Raw genomic sequence first — 11,277 nt, forward strand, 5'->3', positions numbered from 1 at the left:
TGAAGGAGAATAAAAATGAAAAAATTAATTAATAAACCAGCAGACTTTGCTAGAGAGACAGTAGAAGGAATACTATTAGCTCATTCTAATGATTTAAAAATGGTAAATGATAATTTTAGATGTTTAGTAAGAGCAGATGAGAAGAAAGAAGGAAAAGTTGCTATAGCAACAGGTGGTGGATCAGGACATTTACCAGTATTCCTAGGATATGTTGGTTATGGATTATGTGATGGTGTTACAGTAGGTAATGTATTTGCTTCTCCTAGTGCTGAATGTATGTATGAAGTAGATAAAGCTATACATTCTGGTGCAGGAGTACTTCACTTATATGGAAATTATGGTGGAGATTTAATGAATTTTGGTATGGCTAAAGATTTATGTGAAATGGATGAGATAGAAGTAGAAGAAGTATTAGTTACAGATGATGTTGCTTCTGCACCAAAGGGTGAAGAACATAGAAGAAGAGGAGTAGCTGGATTATTCTTTGCTTATAAAACTGCAGGAGCTGCAGCCGAAAAAATGATGAATTTACAAGAAGTTAAAGAGGTTGCTCAAAAAACAGTAGATAACACTAGAACTATGGGTGTTGCTTTATCTCCTTGTACTGTTCCAGAAGCAGGTAAGCCTACTTTTATAATAGAAGATGATAAGATGGAAATAGGAATGGGTATACATGGAGAACCAGGTATATCAAGACAATCACTAAAAACAGTCGATGAAGTGACGGAAGAAATAGTAAATAGAATATTAGAGGATATGGATTACTTAAATAGTGAAGTTGCAATATTAATTAATGGATTAGGTTCAACTCCTAAAGAAGAATTATATCTTGCGTATAGAAAAGCTCATGAAATATTAGTAAATAAAGGTATAACTATATATAGAAATTATATAGGTGAATATGCCACATCATTGGAGATGGCAGGTATGTCAATATCATTGCTTAAATTAGATGATCAACTTAAAGGGTTAATAGATTTTAATGCATATACTCCATTCTTTAGACAAGGTATGTAAGATAAACTTATTAAGAGGAGAACTAATTAATATGAGTAAAGAAATAGTAAAAAAAGTACTTAAATATATAGTTAAGTCAGTTGAAAAAGAAAAAGATTATTTAATAGAATTAGATGGTGCAATTGGAGATGGAGATTTAGGTCTAACTATGTACAATGGATTTACTGCTTTATACAATGAAATTGACAAAATTGATTCAGCTGATTTGGGCAACGTATGCATAAAGTTAGGTATGAAAATGAATACTGAAGTACCAAGTACAATGGGTACATTAGTATCTATAGTATTTATAAGAGGTGGTAAAGCTATAAAAGGAAAAGAAAGTTTAACTTTAGATGACATGATATCTTTTGGAGATGCTGCAGTTAATGGAGTAATGGAAATAGGGAAAACAAAAGTTGGTAATAAAACTATGTTAGATGCTTTATATCCAGCAGTAGAAGGTTTAAAAGAAGCTAAAGAAGAAGGTTTATCGATAAATGAAGCTATAGAACGAGCATATGAAAAAGCAGTTGAAGGAGCTGAGAAAACTAAAGAAGTAAAATCAGTTCATGGCAGAGCTGCATACTACGGAGATAATTCAGTAGGAAGAGTAGACCCAGGTGCCACTGCAGTTAAATTTATTATAAGAGGAATTAAAGATAGCTTTAATTCTTAATATAAAAATAGACTATCTTAAAGTATAATTATATAACTTTGAGATAGTCTTATTTTTTGTAAATGCAATAAATCCACAGTCAGTAGGATGGTTTATTAAAATATAATTTATGTATTTTAATAAAAGTAAGACAATATTAGTATCCCCACCTGAGCTTAAAATATTAAATAAATTTAGAATCATTAATAAAGAATTTCCTATGAAGTAAGAAACAATGAATAGAAAACTAAGACTACTTGTGTCAAAATAGCATATCAACTATATTATATATTTTCCAAGTAATATTTGAATTTTAATATTGAAAAAAGGAAAAATACATATAAAAAGGAGGAGAAATTCATGTTTGTACCTCAAAGGATAATTTTTGAAAAAGGTTCTTTAGACTATGATATAGGCAAAAATATATATGATAAATTTAAACATAATGAAAGATGTGAAATTATTAATTTAACAAATAATAAAGTAAAACAACATATACCAGGAGATAACTTATATGATTTTTATAGAGAAGGAAAAAATACTTTAGTTGTGGGAATGAAGAAGGGTTATAAATTTCAAGGGTGTAAACCATCTGCTCACTATCAATTACCATTACTGAGTGGATGTGTTGGTAACTGCCAATATTGTTACTTAAATACAAATTTAGGGGATAAACCATTTATAAAAGTAAATGTTAATGTGGATAATATATTAGAACATGCACAAAAATACATTGATGAAAGATCACCTCAAGTGACTATATTTGAAGGTTCTGCTACTTCTGACCCAATTCCAGTGGAGCCTTATACTCATTCTTTGAAATCTGCTATAGAGTTTTTCGCCAAAAGTGAATTAGGGCGTTTTAGATTTGTAACCAAGTTTAATGATGTTGATAGTTTACTTGATATAGATCATAGAGGTAAAACTGAAGCAAGATTTACTATTAATACATCATATGTAATAGATAGTTATGAAAAGAGAACTGCTAGTAGAGAAAAAAGAATCGAGGCCAGTATAAAAATGATGGAGGCGGGATATCCTGTAGGATATATCATTGCACCAGTATTTATTTATGATGGATGGGAAGAAGATTATAAAAAATTATTACAGTATTTAAGTGAAAAAATACCAAGTAATTTATCTTACACGGTTACTTTTGAAGTTATTTCTCATAGATATACTACAAGGGCAAAAAATATAATAACTGAAGTTTTTCCTGATAATACACTACCTATGAATGATGAGGAAAGAACTTATAAATATGGTCAATTTGGATATGGAAAGTTTGTTTATCCAAAAGAAGATATATCATATATGAAAGATTTTTTTAAAAAGAACTTAGAAGAAATATTCCCAGATGCAGATATTAAATATATTATATAAAACTTATTGATTATCCTAAAATAAAAAGGAGAGTTATAAAATTTAACTCTCCTTAATAGTTAGATTCTGTTTTCAACCCATTTTGTAATTTCATCGATTATATCATCTTTTATAAGCTCATCCAAAAGTTTATGATAAAGACCATTTAAAATTTTAATTTCTTTGTCAGTAGATATTATATTATTGAATAAATATCTACTATCTTCACAGTCTGTAATAGAATCCATAGAACCATGGAAAATTAAACAAGGATATGCGAATTTATATAGACATTGAATAATATTAGAAGAACTTTTGTTTAGGGCATTATAAATACCAACAGTAACTTCTTTTAAATTTAATTCATCATCTTCATAAGATTGTATAAAATCATAGTCATGACTTAAACTATGAACATTTGACACGGAAACTAAATCAAATTCACTATCATAGCTTTCCATATTACATTTAGTATAATTACTATAATCACAAACTAAAGGGCTGGAAAAAATCATTCCATCTACTAAGTTTGGTAATTTGGCTCCTAGTCTAATCATTATATGTCCTCCCATACCTTGTCCTAAAATAAATATAGGAATTTTGGGATTTTCTTTTTTAGCTATCTCAATCACAGATGTTAAATCTTTAGTAAATGTATCTATGTCATCAACATAACCTCTTTTACCATCAGAGTCACCATGACCTCTATGGTCATATCTATATACATTAAATTTTTTTGAAGTCAACTGATTTGTTACATAATCATATCTTTTATAGTGTTCTGCCAAGCCATGTACTATTAATATGGTAGCCTTAGGGTGACTTACTAAGTCTTTTGTACATTTTAAATTAATATTATCAAAGGATTTAATCCAAAAATCTATCTTTGCAATACACATAATTTTCACTCTCCAATTTTAAAATAAATCCTAAAGATGTCTAGTACATCAATATAATAGTATTCGATAAGAACAAATAAATCTCCTTTAATTTAATTAGTGGTAAATTTATGATTCATACATATAAATTTATAAATACTCTAAATTTATTATTTTAATTATTGTTTATATGTAAAAATAGTGATACAGTAAAGATATAAATACGAATAATTATGAAGTACATAGGGAGGTATGTTCGTTTGAGGGAAATTAATTCAGAGTTAATAACTAAGGAAGTTAAGAAGCTTTGTATAGAAGGAAATATATTTCTTGGGGACGATGTAATAAAATCATTTGAAGACAATTTACAAAAGGAAGAAAGTGAATTAGGTAAAGAGATATTAAATATTTTAATAGAAAATGCAACTATAGCTAAAGACACTCATATTCCTCTTTGCCAAGATACAGGGATGGCAGTATTCTTCGTAGAAATAGGTCAAGATGTAATTATAAAAGGAGAAACTTTAACTGAAGCTATAAATAAAGGCGTAAGTGAGGGGTATACTGAGGGGTATCTAAGAAAATCCGTAGTAAATCCAATAACTAGGGTAAATACTAAGGACAATACTCCTGCTATTATTCATTATGAAATAGTAAAGGGAGATCAGTTAAAAATAGAGTATGCTCCAAAGGGATTTGGTAGTGAAAATATGAGTAAACTTAAGATGTTAAAACCTTCTGATGGAATAGAAGGAGTAAAAAAATTTATAATAGATACAGTAAGTGAAGCAGGTCCTAATCCTTGTCCACCAATAGTAGTAGGTGTGGGAATTGGAGGAACTGTAGATAAGTGTGCTCAAATTGCTAAGAAGGCTTTATTTAGAAATATAGGTCAACATAGCAAAGATGAAATGATAGCAGATTTAGAAAAAGAATTAATACAAAAAATAAATGCTTTAGGTATTGGCCCTCAAGGTCTTGGAGGGAATACTACAGCTCTTGCAGTAAATATTGAAACATTTCCAACTCATATAGCAGGACTTCCTGTTGTAGTAAATATAAATTGTCATGCTTCAAGACATAAGCAAGTGATTTTATAGGAGGGAAATATGATTGAGTTAAAAGCACCTTTTAAAAGTGAAGATATAGAAAAATTAGTTTGTGGTGATGTAGTAAAACTAAGCGGTGTAATTTACACTGGCAGAGATGCTGCACATAAAAGAATGATAGAAGTTATTAATAACAATAAAGAATTACCATTTGACGTTAATGGAGCAGGTATATACTATGTAGGGCCAACTCCTAGTAAAGAAGGGCAAGTTATTGGTTCTGCTGGACCTACAACAAGTTATAGAATGGATGATTTGACAGTACCTTTATTAGAACGTGGATTAAAGGTCATGATTGGTAAGGGTAAAAGAAGTGATAAAGTAATAGATGGTATGAAAGAATATAAGGCTGTTTATCTTGCTGCAATTGGTGGTGCAGGAGCTTATATTTCGCACTCAATAAAAAAATGTGATGTAATTGCTTATGACGACTTAGGAGCAGAAGCTGTCAGAAGATTAGAAGTAGAAGATTTGCAATTAATTGTAGCAATTGATTGCTATGGAAATAGTATATATGAACAAGGTAGAGCAAAATTTGCTAAGTCTTGTGATTAAACAATTTAGTTAATAGATATGTAAAAGGAGAATTACAATGGGGAATAAGAATTTTGCACAATTAGCATTAGAGATGCACGAGAATCATGGAGGAAAAGTAAGTATACAAAGTAAAGTAGAAGTTAAATGTAAAGATGATTTATCTACTGCTTATACTCCAGGTGTTGCAGAACCTTGTTTAAAAATAAAAGAAAATAGAGAAGATGTTTACAAATATACTTGCAAAAGTAATATGGTAGCAGTAGTTAGCGATGGAACTGCAGTTTTAGGTCTTGGAAATATAGGGGCTGCTGCATCAATTCCTGTTATGGAAGGTAAATCAATATTATTCAAAGAATTTGGTAATGTAGATGCTTTTCCTATATGTATAGATACAATGGATATAGATGACATAGTAAAAACAGTAAAATTATTAGAACCAGTATTTGGAGGAATAAATTTAGAAGATATAAATTCTCCTAGATGTATAGAAATAGAAAATAGATTGAAAGAAGAATTAGATATACCAGTATTCCATGATGATCAACATGGTACAGCAATAATAGTTTCTGCTGGTATATTAAATGCTGCTAAATTAGCTGGGAAGAAAATTGAAGACTTAGAAATAGTTATAAATGGAGCTGGTTCTGCAGGGATGGCTATAGCTAAGATGCTACTTAATCTAAATGTAAAAAATATTGTATTATGTGATATAAATGGTGCTATACATAAAGATTCTAAAGATATAAACTGGGCACAAAAAGAAATGTTAGAAGTGACTAATAAATATGATGAAAAAGGTACTTTAGTAGATGTTATAAAAAATAAAGATGTATTCATAGGAGTATCTGCACCAAAAATGGTAACTAAAGAAATGGTAGCCACTATGGCAGATAAACCTATAGTGTTTGCTATGGCTAATCCAACTCCAGAAATCTTCCCTGATGAAGCAAAAGAGGGTGGAGCATTTATAGTAGGAACTGGTCGTTCAGATTTTCCTAACCAAGTTAATAATGTGCTTGCTTTCCCTGGAATATTCAGAGGTGCATTAGATGTTAGAGCAAAAGAAATAAATGAAGAGATGAAAGTAGCTGCAGCTTATGCCATAGCTAATGTTGTTAAAGATGAAGAATTAAAAGTAGATTATGTACTTCCAGATGCATTTAATAAAGAAGTAGTTGCAAATGTTGCAAAAGCAGTAAGAGAAGCAGCTATAAAAACTGGTGTTGCTAGAATATAAGTTAAAACTATATAATAATGTAAAAATTATATAGAAAAATAATTAGATTTGTAAAAGTAAAATTTAAGGACTACAATTTAATTGAATTTAAAATAAATTACCTAGGGGTGCCCCTAAAAAGGCTGAGAGATGGAAACATTAACCCTTATACCTGAACTGGATAATGCCAGCGTAGGAAAGAGTAGTATATAAATATGTGAACTTTAGTTTATATAAATTTGACTACAAGCTTTACCTTCGGGTAAGGCTTTTTTTTATTGATAAAAATTGGAGGTGAGACGATGAAAGTAAATGGCATAGAAGTCGAATTTGTTGAAAATAAAAGTGTTATAGACTTATTAAATGATTATAACTTAGATAGTAATAAGGTTGTAGTTGAGATAAATTTAGAGATACTTGAAAATGAACAATATGAAACTTACATATTAAAAGAACATGATGTAATTGAAGTTATTAGCTTTGTTGGTGGTGGTTGATTTGAAAATTTTTGTAAACGAAATAGAAAAAGAAGTTGAAGATAATATCACTGCATATGACCTTAAAAATAAGATAAATGAAAAATGTGATGTAATCGTTTTGAATGGATTTCCAATAAAAGAAGACAGTATTTTAAAAGAAGAAGATAGAATCACTTTAATCGAAAAAGGAAAGAAACCTTCTTTTGAAGAATTGGAAAGTTTGATGATTGCTAGACATACACCAAAAGTTCATGAAAATTTGAAAAAGGGTAAGGTTGCTATCTTAGGTCTTGGAGGACTAGGTTCTAATATAGCTATTTCTTTGGCTAGAATAGGTGTAGGAGAACTTATTTTAGTAGATTATGATGTAGTAGAGCCTTCTAACTTGAATAGGCAACAATACTTTATTGAAGATATTGGAAGGTTTAAAACAGAAGCTATGAAAGATTATCTTGAAAAAATTAATCCTTTTATAGAAACTAAAGCTTACAATATTTTCGTAGATAAAGAAAATATGGAGTTTTTAGATGGAGTAGATATAATAATAGAAGCTTTCGATGATCCAGTTTGTAAGGCTCAAATAAGTAATCATGTACTAATCCATATGAAAGAGAAATATTTAATTGCATCTTCTGGAATGGCAGGATATTATGATTCAAATATTATAGTAACAAAGAAAATTAGAGATAAATTTTATGTATGCGGTGATTTTACACATGAAGCTAAAGAGGGAGAAGGTCTAATGGCTCCTCGAGTAGCGATTTGTGCAAATCATATGGCAAATCTAGCAAGTGAAATTTTAATAGATCATATCTAGGGGGAAAAATAATGGATAAATTAATATTAAATGGCCATGAATTTGAAAGTAGATTACTAATTGGAACAGGAAAGAATGGTTCAAATGACATACTACCTCAAGTTATAAAAGAAAGTGGTAGTGAAATAATCACTATGGCTCTAAGAAGGGTTGATTTAGACAATACTAATGAAAATATTCTTACATATATTCCAAAAGATATGACAATTCTACCAAACACATCAGGAGCTACAAATGCAGAGGAAGCAGTAAGAATAGCTAGAATATCTCGTAAAATGGGGTGTGGAGATTTTATAAAAATAGAAGTAATTTCAGACACAAGATATTTATTACCAGATAATGAAGAAACAATAAAAGCAACAAAAATTCTTGCGGAGGAAGGTTTTGTAGTGCTTCCATATATGAGTCCCGATTTATATGCAGGAAGAAGACTAATAGAAGCAGGAGCTGCTGCTGTTATGCCACTTGGTGCTCCAATTGGTTCAAATAGAGGTCTTCAGATGAAAGAAATGATAAGAATCATGATAGAAGAATTAGATATACCTATAATAGTAGATGCTGGAATAGGGAAACCATCTCAAGCAATGGAAGCTATGGAAATGGGTGCAGCAGCAGTTTTAGTTAATACTGCAATAGCTTCAGCAGGAGATCCTATTTCAATGGGTAGAGCGTTTAAATTAGCTGTTGAAGGTGGTAGAGCAGCTTTCCTTGCTAAAACAGGTGCAGTTTCTGAGTATGCCAATGCATCTTCTCCTCTTACTGGTTTCTTAGGAAATTTATAGGGGGCATATAATGAGTTTTTATGAAGTGATAGAAAAATACAAAGATTTTGATTTTGATAGTTATTTTGAGGATGTAACTGACAATGATGTACTTAGAAGTATGGCAAAAGATAAATTAAACCATGAAGATGTATTAAATTTACTTTCACCAAGAGCTAGAAAACATTTAGAAGCTATGGCTCAAAAAGCAAGTAAACTAGCAATCCAGTATTGTGGCAAAACAACTTGTTTATATACTCCAATTTATATTGCAAATTACTGTGAAAATCATTGTGTTTACTGTGGATATAATTGTCATAGCGGCATAAAAAGAAAAAAATTAAATTTAGAAGAAGTAAGAAAAGAGAGAGATTGTGTTGCTGATAAAGGATTTAAACATATTATTGTTTTAACTGGAGAAAGTGAAATAAAATCAAGTATTGAATATATTGGAGATGCAGTAGAGATTTTATCAGAAAAATTCCCATCAATAGGCATAGAAGTTTATCCAATGGAAGTAGAAGGATATAAGCATTTAGTAAGTAAGGGAGCAGACTCTCTAACTGTTTATCAAGAAACATATGATGAAGAGGTCTATAAAAAAGTACATATAAAAGGACCTAAAGCAAATTATAGATTTAGACTAGATGCACCAGAAAGAGGAGCAAAGGCTGGAATGAGAAGTTTATCTATAGGTGCTCTCCTTGGACTTAGTGATTTTAGACGTGATTCATTTTTCTCTATTTTACATGGAGAATATTTAAAAACAAAATATCCTCATATAGAACTTGCTTATTCTGCTCCTAGAATGAGACCATTTAAAGGAAGCTTCCATGATATAGTTGATGTGGATGATGCAACAGAGTTTCAAATATTAACTGTAATGAGATTGTTTGATCCTCATGCAGCCTTGAATGTTTCAAGTAGAGAAACTTTAGATATGAGAAAACATTTAATGCCTTTAGGTATTACTAAGTTAAGTGCAGGAGTATCAACAGATGTGGGAGGACACTCTCAAGGTGAACATGATACAGCTCAATTTAAAACTAATGATGATAATAGTATAGAAGAAGTAGCTAATATGTTAAAATCTATTGGATATCAACATGTATTTAAAGATTGGGAAAGATTTTAATGTATTTGATAACTAATAGACATTTTTGTGATGAAAATCATTATTTACAAGTAATTAAAGAAGCTGTAAATAATGGTGTTAAAAATATAATTTTAAGAGAAAAAGATTTAAGTGACGTAGAGTTAGCTGCTTTATATGAAAAAATAATTAAGATAACTGATTGGCATGAAGACAAATTCAACTTAATTATAAATAGTAATCTAAATTTATATGAGAAGTTAAATTTTAGTGGAATACACCTTCCTTATAAAATTTTTTTAGATTTAATTGATAAAGGATATAAGTTTGAAAAAAATAAAATACTTGGACTTTCTCTTCATGATATAAAAGAGGTAGAGTATTTAAATAAAATTGTTGTAGAAAAGCATATTAAAGTAGATTATATTACTTTATCTCATATATATGAAACAAAATGTAAGGAAAATCTAAAACCTAAGGGAGTGGAACTTTTAAAAGAAAGTAAAAAAACTACTGATATAAAAATTGTAGCCCTTGGAGGTATATCTCCATCTAATGTTAAATACGTATTACCTTATTCAGATGACTTTGCAGTAATGAGTACTTTATTTAAAAGTGAAAATGTAAAAGAAAAAATACAAGAGTATAACAATTAAGTATTTTTACTTATAAATAAAATCTATAAACTATATATTAATATAGAATGTTTTTATATAATTTCACTTAAAAATAAATATTTGTTATAATCAGAATACATAGGATTTATAGAAAAAATAATATTAATTTGGGGTAATAAGTAATATTAGGAGGAGTAAATATGAAATTAAGCAAAAAGTTCAAAGTATTATCAGTAGGAATGTTATTAGTAGTAACGCTTGCAAGTGCTATAGGATGTTCTTCTAATAGTGGAGAGAAAGCTTACAATGAAATAGATGCTGCTAAAACAGAAGAGTTAGTTGGCGAAACTAAAAAAACTTTAGTTATAGATGTTAGAGATGCTGATGCATATGCTAAAGGACATTTAACTAATGCAATAAACATACCATTTGATGAATTTGAAGGAAAGATAAGTGAACTAGAATCTTATAAAGATCAAACAATAGTATTAATATGCAATACAGGAAATAAAAGTGGTAAAGCAGCTCAAATGTTAGTTGATAATGGATTTGAAAAAGTTTACAACGCAGCTGATGGAATGGAAGAGCATGAGTATGCAACTGTTACATATACTAATATAACAGGAAGTCAGTTTGAAGAATTAGCTACTAAAAATAAAGATGCTGTTATACTAGATCTTAGAGATTCTAAAGATTTTGAAAAAAAACATGCAGAAAATGCTATAAATATACCTATGGATGAATTTGAATCAAA

The 11,277-nt window shown here is 29.5% G+C and carries 13 protein-coding genes and 1 riboswitch; of the genes, 12 read left to right on the plus strand and 1 reads right to left on the minus strand.

Features of this window, described 5'->3' with window-relative positions; translation table 11 throughout:
* Positions 1-15: 15 nt before the first annotated feature.
* From J7G74_RS08895 to splB, 3 genes are all read left to right on the plus strand, one after another.
* Positions 16-1,017, plus strand: coding sequence for a dihydroxyacetone kinase subunit DhaK (locus J7G74_RS08895; protein WP_297134288.1), 1,002 nt, complete (start codon positions 16-18; stop codon positions 1,015-1,017).
* A 31-nt stretch (positions 1,018-1,048) separates the two neighbouring features.
* The gene (gene dhaL, locus J7G74_RS08900) at positions 1,049-1,675 is read left to right on the plus strand and encodes a dihydroxyacetone kinase subunit DhaL (RefSeq protein ID WP_297134290.1); all 627 of its coding nucleotides are present in this window, start codon (positions 1,049-1,051) and stop codon (positions 1,673-1,675) included.
* A gap of 339 nt (positions 1,676-2,014) precedes the next feature.
* Complete coding sequence (gene splB, locus J7G74_RS08905) at positions 2,015-3,037, plus strand: spore photoproduct lyase (protein WP_297134293.1); 1,023 nt, start codon at positions 2,015-2,017, stop codon at positions 3,035-3,037.
* Positions 3,038-3,096: 59 nt separating this feature from the next.
* Here splB and J7G74_RS08910 read toward each other — a convergent pair whose 3' ends face one another.
* Positions 3,097-3,915, minus strand: coding sequence for an alpha/beta hydrolase (locus tag J7G74_RS08910; RefSeq protein WP_297134295.1), 819 nt, complete (start codon positions 3,913-3,915; stop codon positions 3,097-3,099).
* A 239-nt stretch (positions 3,916-4,154) separates the two neighbouring features.
* Here J7G74_RS08910 and J7G74_RS08915 point away from each other — a divergent pair, with 239 nt between their 5' ends.
* The 9 genes from J7G74_RS08915 to J7G74_RS08955 form a co-directional block, all read left to right on the plus strand.
* The gene (locus tag J7G74_RS08915; protein ID WP_297134297.1) at positions 4,155-4,994 is read left to right on the plus strand and encodes a fumarate hydratase; all 840 of its coding nucleotides are present in this window, start codon (positions 4,155-4,157) and stop codon (positions 4,992-4,994) included.
* A gap of 9 nt (positions 4,995-5,003) precedes the next feature.
* Entirely contained in the window at positions 5,004-5,558 is a 555-nt protein-coding gene (locus tag J7G74_RS08920) for a Fe-S-containing hydro-lyase (RefSeq protein ID WP_297134299.1), read from the plus strand.
* A 37-nt stretch (positions 5,559-5,595) separates the two neighbouring features.
* The gene (locus J7G74_RS08925) at positions 5,596-6,777 is read left to right on the plus strand and encodes an NAD(P)-dependent malic enzyme (protein WP_297134301.1); all 1,182 of its coding nucleotides are present in this window, start codon (positions 5,596-5,598) and stop codon (positions 6,775-6,777) included.
* 93 nt (positions 6,778-6,870) lie between these two features.
* Positions 6,871-6,973: riboswitch (TPP riboswitch) on the plus strand.
* An 85-nt stretch (positions 6,974-7,058) separates the two neighbouring features.
* Positions 7,059-7,253: a sulfur carrier protein ThiS gene (gene thiS, locus J7G74_RS08930; RefSeq protein WP_297134303.1), complete on the plus strand. Its 195-nt coding sequence runs from the start codon at positions 7,059-7,061 to the stop codon at positions 7,251-7,253.
* Positions 7,246-8,052 carry a thiamine biosynthesis protein ThiF gene (thiF, locus tag J7G74_RS08935; protein WP_334299736.1) on the plus strand — a complete coding sequence of 269 codons (807 nt, stop codon included), beginning with the start codon at positions 7,246-7,248 and terminating at the stop codon, positions 8,050-8,052. The genes thiS and thiF overlap by 8 nt, the downstream gene beginning before the upstream one ends.
* A gap of 11 nt (positions 8,053-8,063) precedes the next feature.
* On the plus strand, positions 8,064-8,834 hold the full coding sequence (locus J7G74_RS08940; RefSeq protein WP_297134306.1) for a thiazole synthase: 771 nt from the start codon (positions 8,064-8,066) through the stop codon (positions 8,832-8,834).
* 10 nt (positions 8,835-8,844) lie between these two features.
* Positions 8,845-9,948 (plus strand): 2-iminoacetate synthase ThiH, encoded by a 1,104-nt coding sequence (gene thiH / locus J7G74_RS08945; RefSeq protein ID WP_297134309.1) that lies wholly within the window; start codon positions 8,845-8,847, stop codon positions 9,946-9,948.
* On the plus strand, positions 9,948-10,562 hold the full coding sequence (locus J7G74_RS08950; protein WP_297134312.1) for a thiamine phosphate synthase: 615 nt from the start codon (positions 9,948-9,950) through the stop codon (positions 10,560-10,562). The genes thiH and J7G74_RS08950 overlap by 1 nt, the downstream gene beginning before the upstream one ends.
* 161 nt (positions 10,563-10,723) lie before the next feature.
* The coding region (locus tag J7G74_RS08955; protein ID WP_297134313.1) for a rhodanese-like domain-containing protein at positions 10,724-11,277 on the plus strand (554 nt) is incomplete at its 3' end.

Origin of the sequence: Terrisporobacter sp. (assembly GCF_017888745.1) — a bacterium.
GTDB lineage: Bacteria > Bacillota > Clostridia > Peptostreptococcales > Peptostreptococcaceae > Terrisporobacter.